Here is a 20082-nt window from a genome sequence, read left to right as displayed (position 1 = left end):
GCAGGATCGGGCCCGATGAACGCACCCCGCACCAGCACCAAGCCCGCCCGGCGCACCAGGGACGTGACGCCCCTCCCGGCCACGCTGGCGCCGCTCGCGGCCGGGCCGCGGATCTACAACCTGTTCCCGCTGCTGGTCGGGCGGGTCGCGGCCTGGAGCGCGGAGCTGCCGCGCATCGCGGGCCTCGGCTTCGACTGGGTCTACCTCAACCCGTTCCACCAGACCGGCGGCTCCCGCTCCCTCTACGCGGTCGCCGATCCCGAGAGCCTGGACGAGCGGCTGCGCGACCAGGACGGCACGCCCGACGACGAGCAGGTCCGCGCCTTCTGCGCCGAGGCGGCACGGCACGGCCTCAAGGTGATGACCGACCTCGTGGTCAACCACGCCGCCAATGACGGCCGGCTGGTGCGCGAGCGGCCGGACTTCTTCGTGCGCGACGCGGACGGGGCGCCGGTGAGCCCGGCGGCCGTCGATCCCGACGACCCGGGCAAGGTCACGGTCTGGGGCGACCTCGCGGAGTTCGATTACGGGGCGCAGGGGCCGCGGGCGGCGCTGACCGAGTACTGGGACGGCTACGTGGCGCGGCTCCAGGGCCTCGGGGTCGCGGGCTTCCGGTGCGACGCCGCCTACAAGGTGCCGCCGGAGGTCTGGCGCGCCCTGATCGGCGGGGCCAAGGCCCGCGACCACGCCGCCCTGTTCGCGGCCGAGACCCTGGGCTGCACCTTCGAGGAGGCGCGGGCGACCGCCGAGGCGGGCTTCGACTACCTCTTCAACTCCTTCGCCTGGTGGGACCTCAAGGCGTCCTGGGCGCTCGAGCAGTACGAGCGCCTGCGCACCATCGCGCCCTCCATCGCCTTCCCGGAGAACCACGACATGCCGCGGCTGGCGGCCTCCGCGGGCCGCGACCCGGCCGCGGTGGCGGCACTCCTCAAGGCCCGCTACGCCCTCGCGGCCTTCTTCTCGGCGGGCGTGCTGATGCCCATCGGCTACGAGTGGGGCTACCGGCGGGCCCTCCACGTGGTCGACAGCACCCCGGAGAGCCGCGAGAGCGACAGCGGCATCGACATCTCGGGCTTCGTCGCCGCCATCAACCGGCTGCGGGCCGACCTCCCGGCCGCCAACGTCGAGGGCGCGCAGTGGCGTCTCTCGGCGCCGGACGCGCCCTACCTCGCCCTCGCCCGCGTCGATACCGGCCATCCGGGCTCGGCCGGGAACGCCGTCGTTGTGCTGTTCAACCCCACCGACGCGCCGGTGGCGGTGGACCCCGCCCCCCTGATCGCCCGCACGGGCGGCGAGTTCGGCCCGTTCGAGGACCTGACGCCCGAGGCCGCGCCCCTGGCGTTCCGGGCCGACCAGGCGCTCGACCTGCCGCCCGGCGCCCTGCACATCCTGTCGGCGCGGCGCATCGCCTCCTCGGCCGGGCGCAAGGCCCGCCGGGCGGTCCCGGACGGGGAGGGGCGGGTGCTGATCGAGGCGGTCAGCCCCGAGATCGACGGCGGCCGCTCGGCCATCAAGCGCATCGTCGGCGAGCGCGTGCGGGTCGAGGCCGACATTTTCACGGACGGGCACGACGTCATCGACGCCGCGGTGCTGTCGCGGGCGGCCGGCGAGACCGAGTGGCGCCGCGACCCCATGGTGTTCATCGACAACGACCGCTGGGGCGGCCACTTCCCCCTCGGCCGCAACACCCGCTACGAGTACACCGTGGAGGCCTGGCGGGACGATTTCTCGTCCTGGCTGCGCGGCCTCGAGAAGAAGCGGGCCGCCGGCATCGACGTTCGCCTCGAGACCATCGAGGGCGTGGCCCTCGCCCGGAGCGCCGCCGCGCTGGCCGAGGGGAGCGACGCCGCGGCCCTCGCCGGGCTCGTGGCCGCCCTCGAGGGCGAGGAGGCCGGCTCGGCCGCCCAGCTCCGGCGCCTCCTCGCGCAGGCGAGCCTGATCCGGCGCAACGCCGAGCGGGTCAACCTCACGCGCTACCCCGTCGTGCTCGAGGTGGTGGCCGACCGCCTGGCCGCCCGCTTCTCGGCCTGGTACGAGATCTTCCCGCGCTCGCAATCGGGCGACCCGGGGCGCCACGGCACCTTCGACGACGTCGTGGCCCGCCTGCCGGCGATCCGCGAGCTCGGCTTCGACGTGCTCTACTTCACGCCGATCCACCCGATCGGGCGCACCAACCGCAAGGGCAAGAACAACTCGCTCAAGGCCCGGGAGGGCGACGTCGGGTCGGTCTACGCGGTCGGCTCCGAGGAGGGCGGCCACGAGGCGATCCACCCGGAGCTCGGCACCGTCGACGATTTCCGGCGCCTCGTCGCGGCGAGCCACGCCCACGGCATGGAGATCGCCCTCGACTTCGCCATCCAGTGCTCGCCGGACCATCCCTGGATCAAGCAGCATCCCGAGTGGTTCGACTGGCGTCCTGACGGCACCATCAAGTACGCCGAGAACCCGCCGAAGAAGTACGAGGACATCGTCAACGTCGATTTCTACAAGGGCGGGCTGCCGGGCCTCTGGGTCGAGCTGCGCGACATCGTCGTCGGCTGGGTCGAGCTCGGAGTCAGGATCTTCCGGGTCGACAACCCGCACACCAAGCCGATCCCGTTCTGGGAGTGGATGATCCGCGACGTCAACGACCGCTACCCGGACGTGCTGTTCCTGGCCGAGGCCTTCACGCGCCCAAAAATGATGAAGAAGCTCGCCAAGGCCGGATTCCAGCAGAGCTACACCTACTTCACTTGGCGCAATACCAAGGCGGAGCTGGCGAGCTACTCCACCGAGCTGGCCGGCGAGATGGGCGAGTACTACCGCCCGAACTTCTTCGCCAACACGCCGGACATCAACCCGGTCTACCTCCAGACGAGCGGCCGGCCGGGCTTCATCGTGCGCGGCACGCTGGCCGCCACGCTGTCGAGCGTCTACGGCATCTACAACGGCTTCGAGCTGTGCGAGGGCACGCCGGTGCCCGGCAAGGAGGAGTACCTCGATTCCGAGAAGTACGAGCTGCGGGCCTGGGACGACGACCGTCCCGGCAACATCCGCGACCACATCATCGCGCTCAACCGCATCCGCCGGGAGAACCCGGCCCTGTGGGACTTCCGCAACGTGGCCTTCACGCCCGCCGGCAACGACCAGATCCTGGCCTACGTCCGGATGACGCCCGAGCGCGACAACGTGGTGTTCTGCATGGTCAACCTCGACCCGCGCAGCCGCCAGGAATGCACCTACGAGGTCCCGCTCTGGGAGTTCGGCCTGCCCGACGACGGCGCGGTCGAGGTCGAGGACCTGATCCAGGGCTACCGGTTCGAGCTGCGCGGCAAGACCCACCGCATCGCCCTCGATCCGGCCGAGCGCTCGGTGGTGATCTGGCGCCTGCGCCGCCCCGGGCGGGTTGCGGTCCCGGCCGAGGCGTGGCAGCACGGAGCCGCGTAGCCGGGCCTCGCTGGGTGCGGGCGGGTCGGCCCCGCCCGTCGCCGCGTCGGAGCCGACCCGCCCCGCCGTCCCCGAACAATCCCCTGGCGCCCCGCGTTGAGCGAAGCACCGCGCAAGCGTTCAAGCCCGGCGCCGCGACCCGATCGAGTGAGGCTCTGACGCGATGATCGATCGCAGCGATCCGCAATGGTACCGTGACGCCATCATCTACCAGGTCCACGTCAAGTCCTTCTTCGACGCGAACAACGACGGTATCGGCGATTTCGACGGCCTGACGGCCAAGCTCGACTACATCCGCGACCTCGGGGTCACGGCGATCTGGGTGATGCCGTTCTATCCCTCGCCGCTGCGGGACGACGGCTACGACATCGCGGATTACCGCGGCATCAACCCGTCCTACGGCTCGATGCGCGAGTTCCGGCGCTTCGTGCGCGAGGCCCACGACCGCGGCCTGCGGGTCATCACCGAGCTGGTCATCAACCACACCTCGGACCAGCATCCCTGGTTCCAGCGCGCCCGCAACGCCCCGAAGGGCTCGAAGTGGCGCGACTTCTACGTCTGGTCGGACACCGACGAGAAGTACACCGACACCCGCATCATCTTCCTCGACACCGAGGCCTCGAACTGGACCTGGGATCCGGTCGCCAAGGCGTATTACTGGCACCGGTTCTACTCGCACCAGCCGGATCTCAACTTCGACAACCCGCGGGTGCTCGAGGCGGTGATCGAGGTGATGCGCTACTGGCTCGACATGGGGGTGGACGGGCTGCGCCTCGACGCGATCCCCTACCTGATCGAGCGCGACGGCACCAACTGCGAGAACCTGCCCGAGACCCACACGGTCATCAAGAAGATCCGGGCGGCCCTCGACGAGGGCTACCCCGACCGCATGCTGCTCGCCGAGGCCAACCAGTGGCCCGAGGAGACCGCGCAGTACTTCGGCGACGGGGACGAGTGCCACATGGCGTTCCACTTCCCGCTGATGCCGCGGATGTACATGGCGATCGCGCAGGAGGACCGGCACCCGATCACCGACATCATGCGCCAGACGCCCGAGATCCCGGACGGCTGCCAGTGGGCGATCTTCCTGCGCAACCACGACGAGCTGACCCTCGAGATGGTCACCGACAAGGAGCGCGACTACCTCTGGAGCTTCTACGCCGCCGACCGGCGCGCCCGCATCAACCTCGGCATCCGCCGCCGGCTCGCGCCGCTGCTCGACAACGACCGGCGCAAGATCGAGCTGATGAAGTTCCTGGTCCTGTCGATGCCCGGGACGCCGGTCCTGTACTACGGCGACGAGATCGGCATGGGCGACAACATCTACCTCGGGGACCGCGACGGCGTGCGCACCCCGATGCAGTGGTCGCCCGACCGCAACGGCGGCTTCTCGCGCTCCGACCCCGCCCGCCTGTTTCTGCCCACGGTCCAGGACCCGATCTACGGCTTCGACGCCGTCAACGTCGAGGCCCAGACCCGCGCCCAGACCAGCCTCCTCAACTGGACGCGGCGGATGATCGCCATCCGCAACAACCACGTCTCCCTCGGCCGCGGGGTGCTGCGCTTCCTCTACCCGGACAACCGCAAGGTGCTGGCCTGGATCCGCGAGCACGACAACGAGCGCGTGCTCTGCGTCGCCAACCTGTCGCGGGCGCCGCAGGCGGTGCAGCTCGACCTCTCGGACCTGCGCACCGCCGTGCCGGTGGAGCTCACCGGGGGCACCTCCTTCCCGCCCATCGGCGACCTGCCCTACCTGCTGACGCTGCCGGCCTACGGGTTCTACTGGTTCTCGCTCTCGACGGCGCATGCCGGCGCGATCGGGCCGAAGCCCGAGCCGATGGAGCTGTTCACGCTCGTCCTCACCGGGGGCGTCGAGACCCTGATGAAGGGCCGCGAGCGCCACGCCTTCGAGCGCACCGTCGCGCCCCTCTTCATCGGCTCGCGGCGCTGGTTCGGCGCCAAGGGCTCGCGCATCCGCTCCGTCGAGGTCGTCGACAGCGCCGCCCTGAAGAACCGCGGCGGCCAGGACAACTTCCTGCTGCCGCGCCTCTCGGTCTCGCTCGCGAACGGCGAGACGCAGGAATACTTCGTGCCGCTCGCGGTCGACGAGGGCCGGGAGGACGAGCCCCTGATGGGGCACGCGGTCGCCCGCGTGCGGCGGGGCGCCCGCATGGGCCTCCTCTACGGCGCCGCCTCCTCGACCGAGTTCGCCCTCGCCATGGTGGACGGCATCCGGCGCAACCGGGAGTTCCCGTCCGAGAACGGCACCATCCGGTTCCAGGCGACGTCGCTGTTCGACCCGGAGATGGAGCTCGACCCGGCCGACATCCGCCGCCTCTCGGCCGAGCAGAGCAACACCTCGATCGCCTTCGGCTCGCGCCTGATGCTGAAGCTCCTGCGGCGCCTCCAGCACGGGGTCCATCCGGAGGTGGAGGTCGGCCGCTTCCTCACCGAGGCGGCGGGCTTCCGCAACACGCCGGCCCTGCTCGGCGTGGTCGAGCACGTCGCGCCCGACGGCACCACGACGGCGCTGGCCCTGCTGCAGGCCTTCGTGCGCAACCAGGGCGACGCGTGGACGCTGATGCGGGAGTACCTGCGCCGCGACCTCGACGCCATGGTGCTCGTGCCCGAGAGCGAGGCGCCGAGCCCGGAGGAGACCTTCGCGACGCACCTGCGCTGGGCGAGCCTGCTCGGGCAGCGCACGGCCGAGATGCACCGGGCGCTGGCCACGCAGACCGACGACCCGGCCTTCGCGGCCGAGCCGTTCGGGCCCGACGACCTCGCGGTCCTCGTCGCCGACACGCGCCGCCAGGCCGAGAAGGCGCTGCGGGGCTGCGAGGGCGTCGGACCCGGCGCCCCGGAGGGCGCCCGCGAGGCCTCCTCCCGGATCCTCGCCGCCCGCGCCGAGATCGCCGCCATGATCGAGGCTCTGGGCCGGGAGGCGCCCGAGGGCGCCCACCGCACCCGCATCCACGGCGACTACCACCTCGGCCAGGTGCTGGCCTCGCAGGACGACCTGATCATCGTCGACTTCGAGGGCGAGCCGTCCCGGCCCGTGGACGAGCGCCGCGCGAAGTCGACGCCGCTGCGCGACGTCGCCGGCATCCTGCGCTCCCTGGCCTACGGCGGCGAGACCGTGACCCGCGAGCTCACGGCCCGCTTCGCCGAGGCGGGTGAGCGCACGGTCGCCGCCGTCGCGGCCTGGCGCAGCATGGTGAGCGGCGCGTTCCTGGAGGCTTACGGCACCGCGATCCGCGGCAGCCGGGCCGCCGTCACGGACGACGCCACCCACGAGCGCCTGCTGCGGCTCTGCCTGCTCAACAAGGCGCTCTACGAGATCGACTACGAGGCCAACAACCGCCCGGACTGGATCGAGATCCCGGCCCGGGGCGTGCTTGCCATCCTCGCAGACCAGAAAGGTGCCTGAATGATGGACGACGAGACCCGCGACAGGACGCCGGACCGCGGCCAGGCTCCGACCGCGCCACGGCCCGCGACGAGCCCACGGCAGGAGCCTGCCGCCCCGGCCGATCCGGCCCAGGGCGCGCCCGCCGGCACCCGGCGGGCGGCCGCCATGCAGGCCGCGCCCTCCGCCCGGATCTCGGAGCCGTCGCCCCCGCGCGCGGCGCGGCCGGCCGCGCAGGGGCGCAGCTACGCCGTGCACCCGGACGCCGTCGAGGCGATGATGCGCGCCGACCACGGCGATCCCTTCGGGGTGCTCGGGCCGCACGAGGTCGGCCCGGGCCAGTGGGAGGTGCGGGCGGTGCTGCCCGAGGCACGCGCCGCCACGGTGCTCGTCGGCGACGAGCGCGTGCCCATGGACCGGCGCCACCCGTCGGGCTTCTTCGTCGCGGCCTTCCCGCACCCGCAGCGGCCGGATTACCGCATCGCCGTCGAGGGCTGGGACAACACCGAGCGCACCCGCCGCGACCCCTACGAGTTCGGCACCACCCTCGACGCGTTCGAGATCGGCCTCCTGCGCGACGTCGGCAACGACGCCGTCCACCGGGTGCTCGGCGGCCAGGCCGTCTCGATCGGCGGCATCCCGGGCTTCCGCTTCGCGGTCTGGGCCCCCAACGCCCGCCGGGTCTCGATCGTGGGCGACTTCAACGACTGGGACGGCCGGCGCCACCCGATGCGCCTGTGGCAGGACGGCGGCGTCTGGGAGCTGTTCATCCCGGAACTGCCGAAGGGCGTCCACTACAAGTTCGAGATCCGCGGGCCCGACGGCGCGCTCCTGCCGCTGAAGGCCGATCCCGTGGCGTTCGCGGCCCAGCAGCCCCCCGAGACCGCCTCGCGCCTCGTCGGGCAGCCCTCGCCCGCGTGGCGCGACGAGGCCTGGATGACGTCCCGGGGCAAGCTCGACCACCGGCACGGCCCGATCTCGATCTACGAGGTCCATCTCGGCTCCTGGGCCCGGGTGCCCGAGGAGGGCAACCGCTACCTGACCTACCGGGAGCTCGCCGCGCGGCTGATCCCCTACGTCAAGGAGATGGGCTTCACCCACATCGAGCTCCTGCCCATCACCGAGCACCCGTTCGACGGCTCCTGGGGCTACCAGCCGGTCTCGCTCTACGCGCCGACCAGCCGGTTCGGCACGCCGGACGACTTCGCCGAGTTCGTCAACGCGGCTCACGAGGCCGGCATCGGCATCCTGCTCGACTGGGTGCCGGGCCACTTCCCCCTCGACGCCCACGGCCTCGGCCAGTTCGACGGCACCCACCTGTACGAGCACGCCGACCCGCGCCAGGGCTTCCACCAGGACTGGGGCACCTACATCTACAATTTCGGGCGCACCGAGGTCTCGGCCTTCCTCGCCTCCAACGCCCGGTTCTGGCTCGAGCACTACCACCTCGACGGGCTCAGGGTCGATGCGGTGGCGTCGATGCTCTACCTCGACTACTCGCGCCGCGACGGCGAGTGGATCCCCAACCAGTACGGCGGCAACGAGAACCTCGACGCCATCGACTTCCTGCGCCGCACGAACGAGGCCACCTACAGCCACGCCCCCGGCACCATGACGGTGGCGGAGGAATCGACCTCCTGGCCGGGCGTCTCGCACCCGACCTACACCGGCGGCCTGGGCTTCGGCTTCAAGTGGAACATGGGGTGGATGCACGACACCCTGCGGTTCATCTCGAAGGAGCCGATCCACCGCCGCTACCATCACCACGACCTGACCTTCGGGCTGCTCTACGCCTTCTCGGAGAACTTCATCCTGCCGCTGTCCCACGACGAGGTCGTGCACGGGAAGGGCTCCCTCCTCGGCAAGATGCCGGGGGACCGCTGGCAGCGCTTCGCCAACCTGCGGGCCTATCTCGGCTTCATGTGGGGGCACCCGGGCAAGAAGCTGCTGTTCATGGGCGGCGAGTTCGGCCAGGAGCGGGAGTGGAACCACAACCAGAGCCTGGACTGGCACCTGCTGGAGGATCCCCACCATGCCGGCCTGAAGGCCATGGTGCGCGACCTCAACCACCTCTACGTCGCGACGCCGGCGCTCCACGCCCGCGACACGGAGGCGGGGGGCTTCCAGTGGCTGGTCTCGGACGACGCCGAGAACAACGTCATCGCCTGGGCGCGCAAGGGACGCCGGGAGGGGGAGGTGGCCATCGTGGTCTCGAACTTCACGCCGGTGGCCCGTCACGGCTACCGCGTCGGCGTGCCGGCGGGGGGCCATTACCGCGAGGCGTTCAACTCCGACGCCGGGGTCTACGGCGGCAGCAACGTCGGCAATTACGGCGGCGTCGCCGCGGTGCCCGAGCCCTCGCACGGGCATGCCTGCTCGCTCACCCTGTCCCTGCCGCCGCTCGCCACGCTGATCCTGGTGCGCGAGGGCTGAGACGCCCCGGCACGGCTTGCATCCGACGGCCCCGAGCGGCATGGCTCGGGGCCGCCTTCGTTTTCGCAAGGTTCGAGACGCCCCGCATGACCGCCACGCTCCTGCCCGACACGATGCCCCCGGTCAGCGCCGAGGCCGCCGGCGTGCTGCCGAGCGGCATCGGCGAGCTCGTCGCCTACGGCGTGCACCGGCCGGGGCTGATCCCGCTCTGGGTCGGGGAAGGCGACCGGCCGACCCCGGACTTCATCGGCGCGGCGGCCGAGCGGGCGATCCGGGACGGCGCGACCTTCTACACGCGGATGCTCGGCATCGCCCCCCTGCGCGAGGCGCTCGCCGCCTACGTGACGGGACTCTACGGCGATGAGGCCGATCCGGGCCGGTTCTTCGTCACGGTGGGCGGGATGCACGCCTTCCACACCGCCATCCGGGTCGCCGCCGAGCCGGGCGACGAGATCGTCATCCCGTCGCCGACCTGGTCGAACTTCTTCGGCGCCATCGCGGCCCTCGGCGCCCGCGCCGTCCCGGTGCCGATGCAGTTCGAGCCCGAGGCCGGCTGGTCCCTCGACATCGCCCGCATCGCCGCCGCGGTCACGCCCCGCACCCGCGCCATCGTGGTCAACTCGCCCGCCAACCCGACGGGCTGGACCGCGACCCGGTCCGACCTCGAGGCCCTGCTCGCCATCGCGCGGCGCCACCGGCTCTGGATCATCGCCGACGAGATCTACGGCCGCTTCAGCTTCGATCCGGACCACGCCGCCCTCGGCCGCGCGCCGTCGATCCGCGACGTCTGGCAGCCCGGGGACCGGGACCGGGTGCTGTTCGTCCAGACCTTCTCGAAGAACTGGGCCATGACCGGTTGGCGCATCGGCTGGCTCGAGGGGCCGGCCGCCCTCGCGCCGGCGGTCGAGGGGCTGATCCTGTACGGCACCTCGGGGGTCGCGACCTTCCTGCAGCACGCCGCCGTCACGGCGCTGCGGGAGGGCGAGGCCCTGGTGGCCGCCCAGATCGCGCAGGCGCGCGAGGGCCGCGCCATCGTGTGCGACGCGCTGCGGTCCGTGCCCGGCGTGCAGCTCCCCTACCCGCCGGGGGCCTTCTACGCCTTCCCGCGCGTGCCCGCCGAGCCGGATGCCCGCCTGCTGGCGATGCGCCTCGTCGACGAGGCGAATGTCGGCCTCGCGCCCGGCACGGCCTTCGGCCCCGGGGGCGAGGGGTTCCTGCGCCTCTGCTTTGCCCGGAGCGCCGACGACCTGCGGGAGGCGATGCGCCGGATGGTGCCGGCCCTGATGCCGCGCTGAAACGGGGGCGGCGCCCCGCCCTCAGAGCACCGGCACCCCGCGCTGCTTGGCTTCGTCCCCGGGCTCGACGTGGATCGTCACCACGGCGCCCTCCACGGCGCCCTCGATGGCCGCCTCCAGGCGGTCGCAGATGGCGTGCGACTCGGCCACCGTCATCTCGCCCGGCACCACGAGGTGGAAGTCGATGAAGGTGGCCTGGCCGGCGTGCCGGGTGCGCACGTCGTGGGCCTCGAGGGCGCCCTCGCCGTGCAGCGAGATGAGCCGGCGGATCTGCGTCACCATCTCGGGGGAGGCGGCCTGGTCCATCAGGCCGTTGATCGAATCCCGCACCATGCCCCAGCCCGACCACAGGATGTTGAGCGCGACCGCGACCGCGATCAGCGGATCGAGGATCAGCCAGCCGGTGGCGGCCGCGAGCCCGAGCCCGGCCAGGACGCCCGCGGAGGTGACCACGTCGGCCATCACGTGGCGGCCGTCGGCGATCAGCGCGGGCGAGCGCCAGGCGCGCCCGCGCTTGAGCAGCATCGAGCCCCAGACCGCGTTGATCACGGTGGCGAGCCCGTTCACCGCCACGCCGAGGAGCGGCATCTCGAGCGCCCGCGGCGCCTGGAGCACCCCGTAGGCGTCGCGCAGGATCAGCACTGCCGCGACCACGATCAGGACGCCCTCGATGACGGCGGAGAAGTACTCGGCCTTGTGGTGGCCGTAGGGATGCTCCTGGTCGGCGGGCCGGGCCGCCACCCGCAGGGCCACGAAGGCGGTCCCGGCCGCCACCACGTTGACGATGCTCTCGAGGGCGTCCGAGTAGAGGGCGAGGCTGCCGGTGAGCCACCAGGCGGCGAACTTGAGGGCGAGCACCGCGAGGCCGAGCCCGGCGCTGACGAGTGCGGCGGCTTGGGCGCGTTCCATGGCGACGATCCGAGACGAGGGAGGACCGGCCCGAGACGCTGTCGAGGCTTCTCGCGAGGGGGCCGATGCTTCAGGCGCGACGACGGCGCGGCGCGCCGCACCCCGGGCCCGGCGCGCGCGACCGGGCCGGGCCTGAACCGCGCCGCTCCCTTACGCGGGAGGCCGGCGGAAGGCCACGGCACAGGTCATAGCCGGGGCTATCGGGCGGGGGCCTCAGCCGGTGCGGTGCGCGGGCTCCCGGCGGCCGGCCTCGCGCACGCGGCTCACCTGCGCCCGGGCGCGGGCGGCGGCGGCCTTGCGCTCGTAGCGCCGCCGCAGGAAGCCCCAGCGGGCCGAGGCCGCGAGGCTCTCCAGCCGGGCGGCCTCGCACTCCCACCAGGCGATCAGCTCGGCGTCGAGGGTCGGTTGCGTCGTCATGGCGGACCTCCAGGGCCGGTGGCGGGGCGCGTGGCCCGGAGATGGCGCGCCGGCGCCCCCGCCGCCATAGGGAGCCGGGTCCCTCAGGTGCGCACGATCGCGTAGAGCGCCGGATGATGGGGGAAGCGCGCCGCCTCGTCGCCGGTGAGGGCCCGGAACGCCGGGCTGCCCACCGCCGCCTGGAACGCCTCGGCCGAGGCCCACGCCGCGACGTTCACGAGCGGGAAGCGCGCGTCCGGCCGCAGCGCGCGGTGGAGCGTCGTCGACACGAACCCGGGCGCCCCGCGCAGATGCGCGGCCGCCCGGTCCCAGTACGCGAGAGCCGCCGCCTCATCGCCGGGCCGGACCTCGAACGGGTTGATCAGCACCACCTGGCTCATCGTCTGTCTCCATCGCGCCCGTTGCCTCGTCCCGCTCCAGCGCGGCGCGCAGGCGCCGGAGCAGGCACGCCGCCTCCGTCAGGGATGCGACGTCGCATTCCCGGGCCACCCGCTCCGCCCAGGCCGCCTGGCGCAGGCCCGCCGCCGCGTAGGCCCGGCGTCCCGCACCGGTGGGCACGACCAGGGAGGCCCGCCGGTGGTCGGGATTGGGATCGAGGCCCACGAAGCCGTCGCGCCCGAGGTCCGCCACCAGCCGCCGCACCGCCTGCCGGGTCAGCCCCATGCGGCGGGCGATGCCGGCCACGGTCAGGGGCTGCCCCGCCAGGGCGAGGGCGCCGAGCACCTGCCAGCGGGCGCTGGTGAGGCCGAGGTCGCGCGTCAGGCCGTCGCCCGCCGCGAGCAGGGCGCCGTTCAGGCGGAACACCTCGAGGACGAGGTCCGTGAAGGCGGCGGGACGATCGGTAAGGACGCGGCTCGGCATGACGTCAATACGTTGTCATGTCGACAGCATGTTGTCAATCTGGCGACCGGCGCCCCGGTTGATCCCGCGGCCGAATCCATGCTGATGGCCCCCATGCGCGTGGACCTGTTCGACTTCGACCTGCCCGAGGACCGCATCGCGCTCCGCCCCGCGGTGCCGCGGGATGCGAGCCGGCTGATGGTGCTGAGGCCGGAGCGGGATCCGGAGGATCGGCTCGTGCGCGACCTGCCGGACCTGCTGCGGCCGGGCGACGTGCTGGTCTTCAACGACACCCGGGTGATCCCGGCCCGCCTGACCGGCCTGCGCCACCGCCCCGAGGGCGGCGCCGTCCGGATCGAGGCGCTGCTCCACCTGCGTGAGGCGCCGGAGCGCTGGCGGGCCTTCGCGCGGCCGGCCAAGCGGCTGCGGGTCGGCGACCGCGTGCGCTTCGGGGCGCCCGGGGCCGGCAACGCCTGCGGCCTCGGCGACCTCGACGCCACGGTCGCGGAGCGCCGGGAGGGCGGCGAGGTCACTTTCGCGTTCGACCTCGCCGGGCCGCTCCTCGACGAGGCCGTGGCCCGCCTCGGCGCGCTGCCGCTGCCGCCCTACATCGCGGCCCGGCGGGCGACGGACGCGCGGGACGCCGTCGACTACCAGACGGTCTTTGCCCGCGAGCCCGGGGCCGTGGCGGCCCCCACCGCCGGCCTCCACTTCACGCCGGAGCTGATCGCGCGCTGCGCGGCCGCGGGACTGGGGCAGGTCCGCGTCACGCTCCACGTCGGCGCCGGCACCTTCCTGCCCGTCAAGGCGGACGACACGGCCGACCATCGCATGCACGACGAGATCGGCACGATCACGCCCGAGGCGGCCGGGGCGCTGAACCGGGCCCGCGCCGCGGGCGGGCGCGTGGTCGCGGTCGGCACCACGGCGCTGCGCCTCATCGAGAGCGCCGCCGACCCGGACGGCACCATCCGGCCCTTCGCGGGCACGACCGGGATCTTCATCACGCCGGGCCACCGCTTCCGGGCCGTCGACGTGCTGATGACGAACTTCCACCTGCCGCGCTCGACGCTGTTCATGCTGGTCTCGGCCTTCGCGGGGCTCGCGCCGATGCGGCGGGCCTACGCGGCCGCGGTCGCGGGCGGCTACCGGTTCTACTCCTACGGCGATTCCAGCCTGCTGTTCCGGGCGGAGACCTGATGACCGAGACGTTCAGCTTCACCGTGGCGGCGCGGGACGGCGCCGCCCGCACCGGCGAGATCCGGATGCCCCGCGGGGTGATCCGCACGCCGGCCTTCATGCCGGTCGGCACCGCCGGAACCGTCAAGGCGATGTACCCCGAGCAGGTGAAGGCGCTCGGCGCCGACGTGGTGCTGGGCAACACCTACCACCTGATGCTGCGCCCCGGCGCCGAGCGCATGGCGCGGCTCGGCGGCCTGCACGCCTTCATGCAGTGGCCCTACCCGATCCTGACGGATTCCGGCGGCTTCCAGGTCATGTCCCTGTCCGGCCTGCGCAAGCTCGACGAGACCGGGGTCCGCTTCCAGTCGCACATCGACGGCACCGCCCACATGCTGACCCCCGAGCGCTCGATCGAGATCCAGGGGCTGCTCGGCTCCGACATCCAGATGCAGCTCGACGAGTGCGTGCGCCTGCCCGCCCCGGAGGCCGCCGTCGCGGGCGCCATGCGCCTGTCCCTGCGCTGGGCCGAGCGCTGCCGCATCGCCTTCGGCGAGCAGCCCGGCAAGGCCCTGTTCGGCATCGTGCAGGGCGGCGACGTCCCGGCCCTGCGGGTCGAGAGCGCCCGCGCCCTCGTCGGGCTCGACCTCAAGGGCTACGCCATCGGCGGCCTCGCGGTCGGCGAGCCGCAGGCCACGATGCTGGCGATGATCGAGGCCGTGGAGCCGCACCTGCCGGGCGCGAAGCCGCGCTACCTCATGGGCGTCGGCACGCCCGACGACCTCGTCCAGGCGGTGAGCCGCGGCGTCGACATGTTCGACTGCGTGATGCCGACCCGGGCCGGCCGCCACGGCATGGTCTACACCCGCCACGGCCGCCTCAACCTGCGCAACGCCCGCTTCGCGGAGGACCACGCCCCCCTCGATCCGGCGTCGACCTGCCCGGCCGCCACCCTCTACAGCAAGGCCTACCTGCACCACCTCGTGCGGGCGGGCGAGATCCTCGGCATGATGCTGCTGACCTGGAACAACCTCGCCTACTACCAGGACCTGATGGCGGGCCTGCGCGGGGCGATCGCGGCGGGCCGCCTCCAGGACTTCGTCGGCGAGACCCGCGACGGCTGGGCGCGGGCCGAGCGGGACCGGGCCGCCTGAGACCCCGCGTCGGTTCCTCCCGGCCGGCCCGGGCCGGCCGGGGAGGGCGCCTCAGTGGCCGGCCGCGCGCGGGTGCGCCAGCACCCGGTAGAACCCGTCCGGGTCGTCGCGGCCGTCGCTCTCGGCCGCGCGCAAGGCCTCGACCACCCGGGCCGCCACGGGCAGGCGGTAGTGCAGGGCGTCCCAGTAATTCGCGTCCGCCCGGGTGACCTGCGACGCGATCTTGAAATCCACCAGGGTGGCGCCGCGCCGGCGGGCGATCGCGGCGACCCGGGCCTTGCAGACCGCCTCCCGCTCCGCCCCGCGTGTGCCCGGCTGCGGCTGCGCGGCCACGTGGACCGGCATGAAGGCGATCAGCCGCAGGGCGTCCCGTGGGGTGAGCCCGAGCAGCGCGTCGAGCCAGGCGAGGGCCGGGGTGGCGAGGGCCGCCCGCTCGGCCTCCGAGAGCGCGGCCGGCACCGTGTCGGTCGCCCCCGCGTGGATGTGGGCGGCGGCGCGCGCGGCGTCGTAGCTCGCCTCCGGCGGGGTGAAGACCTCGTAGCCGTCGCCGCGGATGCGCGCCCGCATGCGCCCGAGGCGGTGGAGGAGCACGCGCCCGGCGATCTGCACGCTCTGGAGGTTCCATTGCCGCAGAAGGCCGGTCCAGGGCGCACGCGCCTCGTAGAGCCAGGGCGGGAAGGCCCGGAACGTCAGCCGCCGGGTCTCGGCCTCCGCCTCGCACCAGGTCGCGTCGAGGCCGAACAGCACGGCGCGGGCCGGCGCCGCCTCGAGGAACAGCCGGGCGAGTTGGGCCTGCTCCCACGGGGTCGCGGCGTTCATGGCGAGGTTGGCGAAGCGGGCCCCGAACGCCCGGTCGAGGGCCTCCGGATCGAGGAGCCGCGCCGTCGAGGTGCCGAACACCGCCGCGTCGTAGGCCCCTCCGCGCACCACCTGGGGGTACATGAAGCGCTGGTTGAGATCCATGATCGGGCCGGGCGCCCGCCCGGGCCCGGCCCGCAGGCCGTAGGGATCCATCGCCGCCACGAACCCGAGCACCAGGAGCCCCGCGAGCCCGCCCGTCCCCAGCACGCCGCGGACGAAGCGGCGCCACGGCGCCCCGCTCACGCCCACCCGCGGGCGCGCCGCGGCCCGTCGCGGGTCGCCGGGGAGGCGGGGCACGATGTGGGGCGGAGCATGTCGTCCTCGGGCGGCCGGCCCCTTGCGCGGCCGCGAAGCCCCCTCGTTCCCCGGTTGACCCGACGGCGTCAACCCCCTATGCCCGCGCCTGCTCCGATCAAGGACCGCCCGGCCTCGCCGCCGGCTCCTCCCCGGCGCGCGGGCGCGTAGCTCAGTTGGTAGAGCAACGGACTTTTAATCTGTAGGTCCTGGGTTCGAGTCCCAGCGCGCTCACCACTTTGTTCAGTCGAACCGTCATTTAGACGTTAGGACGACTGCGGCCATCTCGCCTTGGTGTCCAAGGTCGTCGGACCTGTGTCCAAATCTCCCGTTCCGCCTCCGCGTCGGCCCGGCCTTCCGATAGCCCGAGGGGATGACGGAAACCCTCTGGCTCACCGTCCCCGGATGGTCCCGCAGCCTCGCTGACCTGACCGGCCGCCGTGCAGGACCGTGACGGCGGGGTCCGGGTGATGGCGACGCTGTCTGGGCTCTACCCGTTCCTGCTGAAGCTCGACGCGGATGGTGGCTACCAGGGACCTGCGTTCCAGGATGCATCGGGCCGGGTGTGCCGGTCGGTGACGGTGGCGATCGTCAAGCGCCCGGATCAGGCGGTGGGGTTCGAGGTCCGGCCCGAGCGCTGGATCGTGGAGCGCACGACCGGCTGGTTCAATCGCTGCCGCCGACTGGCCGAGGACTGGGAGTGCCGCACGAGCAAGGCGCTCGCTTTCCTGCGTCTTGCTTCAATCTGCATCTTGCTTCGAAAACTCTGCCAACAATCAGAATGATCTCGGACAGACACCAAGCCCTGCCGTCACAGGCCTGGGTAATCACCGGCTCCTCATGTCGTATCCGGCATCCCCGGTTCCATACGCCTCCCTTATGCGATCCCGATCCGGGAAGGCGGCGTCGAGGCTCTTCAGCATCGATGTCGCCGGCAGCCCGGCGCCAGGCGAGCGGGCCGGGGGCACGGCCTTGAGGCTGGGCCGCTGGCCCACCAAGTGACATCGGCCGCAGGCCACCTTACACTGCGTCAGCGTCTGTGACCCGAAGGGCCGAAACCGCGCAGCGGATCTGAAAAGCCACCGTAGGCGACGAGCAGGGCGCGGCCCGAAGGGGACATTCTACAAAATATCGAATATACTGAAGAGAATATCTTTCGCGTCTATTAAATTATTCAGACGGCATTTATTCCTGTATGGTCACGTCATAGTTCAAGCGTTTGTTTTGATATGACTCAAGTGGGAGTGATCTTTGACTGAAAACCACGCCTGGGCCAAGCGCGACGAGTCCGGTACGACGCTGGCCCTCATCGATCACGGCGAGGATGTCGCCGCTGTCCTGCGCACCGTGCTGACGCAGACCGCTTACCGGAGCAGGATCGCGATCCTGGCCGGACGCGCCTTGTCCGATCAGGACGTCGAGCGGTTGTGCGCGCTTGCCTTCCTGCACGATCTCGGAAAAGCCAATAGTGGCTTCTGGCGGCGTCAGTTTCCCAAGATGCCGCGCATCGGTCACACCGAAATCGTCGGCGCCCTGTTCCACCGGAGCGTGCAACTCCGCGACCAGGCCGTGGTGCGGGAGCTGAGCGGCCTCATCACGGCCTGGGGGGCGACCGAACATCTCACGGCCGTGATGGCGCATCACGGCCGTCCGCTGGCGAGTTTCAGCACGCCGGGCGCCATGAGCGGATCCAGCATCAGAGAGGCACGGCGGGATGCCGGCTGGTGGCGCGCGATCGACGGCTACGATCCGCTCGGCGAGCTGGCGCGGCTTCTCGCCGCCGCTCGCCGGCGCTTCCCGCTCGCCTTCGCAGAGGGCCCGCCGCTGCCCGATGCCCCGCGCGCCGTGGCGCTGCTCGCCGGCCTCGTCACCCTGGCCGACTGGCTCGGCTCAGACACGGCGCACTTCCCCTTCGCGACGCCGTCCGGGCTGTCGCGATCTCAGTTCGCGGCACGGCAGGCGGCTCTGGCGGTGGCCGTGCGGGGCCTCAGCCCGTTGTCACGCGCGGCGTCCGGCTCCTTCGCGGCGGCGTTCGGCTTTCCGCCCTACGAGGCGCAGGAGAAGGCTGCCGCCGCGTGGCTCGGCGCGATCGCCGCCCTGGAGGCCGAAACCGGCTCGGGCAAGACCGAGGCGGCCCTGTGGCGCGCTCTCGCGCTGATCGCCCGCGGCGAGGTCGACGCCCTGTACTTCGCGGTGCCGACCCGCACCGCGGCGACGCAGCTGCACGGGCGGATCAACCGCCACCTCGCCCGCGTCTTCGGCGCCGATGCGCCCCGCGCGGTGCTCGCCGTCCCGGGCTACCTGCGCGCCGGGGACGAGGACGGGCAACGTCTTGCGCCCTTCACGGTGCTGTGGCCAGACGGTGGCGGCGACGACGCCCGCTGGGCCGCCGAGGCGCCCAAGCGCTACCTCGCCGCCCGCATCGCGGTCGGCACCATCGACCAAGCGCTGCTGGCGGGCTTGAAGGTCAAGCACGCGCACCTGCGCGCCGCCGCCCTGTCGCGGGCGCTGCTCGTGGTGGACGAGGTCCATGCGTCGGATGCGTTCCAGACGGAGATCCTGAGGACCGTGATCGGGAACCACGTCGAGGCCGGCGGCCGGGTGATGCTCCTCTCGGCCACCCTCGGCAGCGCGGCGCGCGCAGCCCTCCTCGGCCAGGAGGCGCCGAGCCTCGCGCAGGCCCTCGAGACGCCCTACCCGGCGCTCTCGGGCCTGGAGGCGGCTCCGACGAAGGTGGAGACCGGCGGCCGGCGCAAGGAGATCGCCGTGGAGACCGCGCCGCTGATCGCGCACCCGCGGGAGATCGCCGCCCGGGCCTTGCGCGCGGCGCGGGCGGGCGCCTCGGTGCTGGTCGTGCGCAACACCGTCGCCGACGCTGTGGCGGTGCAGCAGGCGCTCGAGGCGGAAGGCGCCGGCGACCTGCTGTTCCGGGTCGGCGGCGTCGCCACCCTGCATCACGGCCGCTTCGCCGCCGAGGACCGCCGCCGCCTCGATACCGAGATCGAGGCCGTGTTCGGCAAGGTGGACGACGATCAGCCGCCGGAGGATTGCCGCGGTCGCGAGCGCCGGCCGGTCGTCGCCGTCGGAACGACGACGCTCGAGATGAGCCTGGATCTGGATGCGGATCTCCTGCTCACCGATCTCGCGCCGATGGACGTGCTGCTCCAGCGCTTCGGCCGCCTGCACCGGCACCGGCGCGAGCGAGCGGCCGGCTTCGAGACGCCGCGGGCCGTCGTGCTCGTGCCGGAGGCGCGCGACCTCTCGCCCCTGCTCGACCGTGCCCGGCACGGGCTGGGGCCGCCCAAGCAGGGACGCGGCATCTATCCCCGGCTGGCCGTGATCGAAGCGACCTGGCGCCTGCTGGAGGAGCGCGCCCGGATCGTGGTCCCGTGCGACTGCCGCCGGCTCGTCGAGCTGACGACCCATCCGGAGGCGCTCGACGCGGTCGCGGCGCAGAAGGGCGGCGCGTGGCTCGACCACGCGACCCGCCAGGAGGGCGGCCGCGTCGCCGACAGGACCCTGGCGGCCGACCACCGGCTCGACATGGCGGCTCCGTTCACGGACCTGTTGTTTCCCGAGGACGAAAAGGTGCGCACCCGGCTCGGCGCCGACGACCGGCTGATCCCGCCGAAGGCGCCGTTCGTCGGCCCGTTCGGCGTGACGATCACCCAGCTGCGCATCCCGGGATGGATGCTCAAGGACGCCGGTCAGCTCCCGGACGACGTGACCGTCGCGGTCCGGGAGGAGGCCGGCGCCGAGGGCGTGCGGTTCACGCTCGGCACGGTCGGCTTCCGCTACGATCGGCTCGGGCTGCGGGTGGGGTGAAGCCGCATTCGCAGAACCGCCAGATGGTGCTGCTGCAACAACC

The 20082-nt window shown here is 72.7% G+C and carries 12 protein-coding genes, 1 tRNA gene and 1 pseudogene; 9 read left to right on the top strand and 5 right to left on the bottom strand.

Features of this window, described 5'->3' with window-relative positions; genetic code table 11:
• Positions 1-15: 15 nt before the first annotated feature.
• The 4 genes from DT057_RS17470 to DT057_RS17455 all read left to right on the top strand — a co-directional run bounded on the left by DT057_RS17470 (position 16) and on the right by DT057_RS17455 (position 10560).
• Positions 16-3426: a maltotransferase domain-containing protein gene (locus DT057_RS17470; RefSeq protein ID WP_128563378.1), complete on the top strand. Its 3411-nt coding sequence runs from the start codon at positions 16-18 to the stop codon at positions 3424-3426.
• 163 nt (positions 3427-3589) lie between these two features.
• Positions 3590-6853, top strand: coding sequence for a maltose alpha-D-glucosyltransferase (treS, locus tag DT057_RS17465; protein ID WP_128563377.1), 3264 nt, complete (start codon positions 3590-3592; stop codon positions 6851-6853).
• A 255-nt stretch (positions 6854-7108) separates the two neighbouring features.
• Positions 7109-9265, top strand: a complete 2157-nt coding sequence (glgB, locus tag DT057_RS17460; protein ID WP_238314240.1) for a 1,4-alpha-glucan branching protein GlgB — start codon at positions 7109-7111, stop codon at positions 9263-9265.
• 86 nt (positions 9266-9351) lie between these two features.
• Positions 9352-10560, top strand: a complete 1209-nt coding sequence (locus DT057_RS17455; RefSeq protein ID WP_128563376.1) for a pyridoxal phosphate-dependent aminotransferase — start codon at positions 9352-9354, stop codon at positions 10558-10560.
• Between the two features lie 21 nt (positions 10561-10581).
• Here the strand turns inward: DT057_RS17455 and DT057_RS17450 are convergent, their stop codons facing one another.
• From DT057_RS17450 to DT057_RS17435, 4 genes are all read right to left on the bottom strand, one after another.
• Entirely contained in the window at positions 10582-11469 is an 888-nt protein-coding gene (locus DT057_RS17450) for a cation diffusion facilitator family transporter (RefSeq protein ID WP_128563375.1), read from the bottom strand.
• 213 nt (positions 11470-11682) lie between these two features.
• Positions 11683-11886 carry a hypothetical protein gene (locus tag DT057_RS17445; RefSeq protein ID WP_128563374.1) on the bottom strand — a complete coding sequence of 68 codons (204 nt, stop codon included), beginning with the start codon at positions 11884-11886 and terminating at the stop codon, positions 11683-11685.
• Between the two features lie 83 nt (positions 11887-11969).
• Positions 11970-12266 carry an antibiotic biosynthesis monooxygenase family protein gene (locus tag DT057_RS17440; RefSeq protein WP_128563373.1) on the bottom strand — a complete coding sequence of 99 codons (297 nt, stop codon included), beginning with the start codon at positions 12264-12266 and terminating at the stop codon, positions 11970-11972.
• Positions 12217-12747, bottom strand: coding sequence for a MarR family winged helix-turn-helix transcriptional regulator (locus tag DT057_RS17435; protein WP_128563372.1), 531 nt, complete (start codon positions 12745-12747; stop codon positions 12217-12219). The genes DT057_RS17440 and DT057_RS17435 overlap by 50 nt, the downstream gene beginning before the upstream one ends.
• A gap of 93 nt (positions 12748-12840) precedes the next feature.
• Between DT057_RS17435 and queA the strand changes: the two genes are divergently transcribed.
• On the top strand, positions 12841-13926 hold the full coding sequence (gene queA, locus DT057_RS17430) for a tRNA preQ1(34) S-adenosylmethionine ribosyltransferase-isomerase QueA (RefSeq protein WP_128563383.1): 1086 nt from the start codon (positions 12841-12843) through the stop codon (positions 13924-13926).
• Positions 13926-15059: a tRNA guanosine(34) transglycosylase Tgt gene (gene tgt / locus DT057_RS17425; protein ID WP_128563371.1), complete on the top strand. Its 1134-nt coding sequence runs from the start codon at positions 13926-13928 to the stop codon at positions 15057-15059. The genes queA and tgt overlap by 1 nt, the downstream gene beginning before the upstream one ends.
• 51 nt (positions 15060-15110) lie before the next feature.
• Here the strand turns inward: tgt and DT057_RS17420 are convergent, their stop codons facing one another.
• Positions 15111-16163 carry a hypothetical protein gene (locus tag DT057_RS17420; protein ID WP_407068148.1) on the bottom strand — a complete coding sequence of 351 codons (1053 nt, stop codon included), beginning with the start codon at positions 16161-16163 and terminating at the stop codon, positions 15111-15113.
• Between the two features lie 212 nt (positions 16164-16375).
• On the opposite strand from DT057_RS17420, the gene DT057_RS17415 reads away from it, so the two are divergent.
• The 3 genes and pseudogenes from DT057_RS17415 to cas3 all read left to right on the top strand — a co-directional run bounded on the left by DT057_RS17415 (position 16376) and on the right by cas3 (position 20039).
• Positions 16376-16451: transfer RNA gene (locus DT057_RS17415), tRNA-Lys, on the top strand.
• Between the two features lie 197 nt (positions 16452-16648).
• Positions 16649-16999: pseudogene (locus DT057_RS17410) on the top strand (transposase); the annotation flags it as partial.
• Positions 17000-17465: 466 nt separating this feature from the next.
• Positions 17466-20039, top strand: a complete 2574-nt coding sequence (cas3, locus tag DT057_RS17405; RefSeq protein WP_128563368.1) for a CRISPR-associated helicase Cas3' — start codon at positions 17466-17468, stop codon at positions 20037-20039.
• Positions 20040-20082: the final 43 nt, after the last annotated feature.

It is taken from the genome of Methylobacterium crusticola, assembly GCF_003574465.1.
Taxonomy (GTDB): domain Bacteria; phylum Pseudomonadota; class Alphaproteobacteria; order Rhizobiales; family Beijerinckiaceae; genus Methylobacterium; species Methylobacterium crusticola.
Note: the sequence above shows the minus strand (reverse complement) of the source record. Positions and strands in the feature narration are given on the sequence as shown.

What these genes read in the sequence shown, in the direction of transcription:
- DT057_RS17450 (WP_128563375.1), bottom strand. Translation starts at nt 11,469, where the DNA reads ATGGAACGCGCCCAAGCCGCCGCACTCGTCAGCGCCGGGCTCGGCCTC.
- DT057_RS17445 (WP_128563374.1), bottom strand. Translation starts at nt 11,886, where the DNA reads ATGACGACGCAACCGACCCTCGACGCCGAGCTGATCGCCTGGTGGGAG.
- DT057_RS17455 (WP_128563376.1), top strand. Translation starts at nt 9,352, where the DNA reads ATGACCGCCACGCTCCTGCCCGACACGATGCCCCCGGTCAGCGCCGAG.
- DT057_RS17470 (WP_128563378.1), top strand. Translation starts at nt 16, where the DNA reads ATGAACGCACCCCGCACCAGCACCAAGCCCGCCCGGCGCACCAGGGAC.
- queA (WP_128563383.1), top strand. Translation starts at nt 12,841, where the DNA reads ATGCGCGTGGACCTGTTCGACTTCGACCTGCCCGAGGACCGCATCGCG.
- glgB (WP_238314240.1), top strand. Translation starts at nt 7,109, where the DNA reads ATGATGCGCGCCGACCACGGCGATCCCTTCGGGGTGCTCGGGCCGCAC.
- treS (WP_128563377.1), top strand. Translation starts at nt 3,590, where the DNA reads ATGATCGATCGCAGCGATCCGCAATGGTACCGTGACGCCATCATCTAC.
- DT057_RS17435 (WP_128563372.1), bottom strand. Translation starts at nt 12,747, where the DNA reads ATGCCGAGCCGCGTCCTTACCGATCGTCCCGCCGCCTTCACGGACCTC.
- tgt (WP_128563371.1), top strand. Translation starts at nt 13,926, where the DNA reads ATGACCGAGACGTTCAGCTTCACCGTGGCGGCGCGGGACGGCGCCGCC.
- DT057_RS17440 (WP_128563373.1), bottom strand. Translation starts at nt 12,266, where the DNA reads ATGAGCCAGGTGGTGCTGATCAACCCGTTCGAGGTCCGGCCCGGCGAT.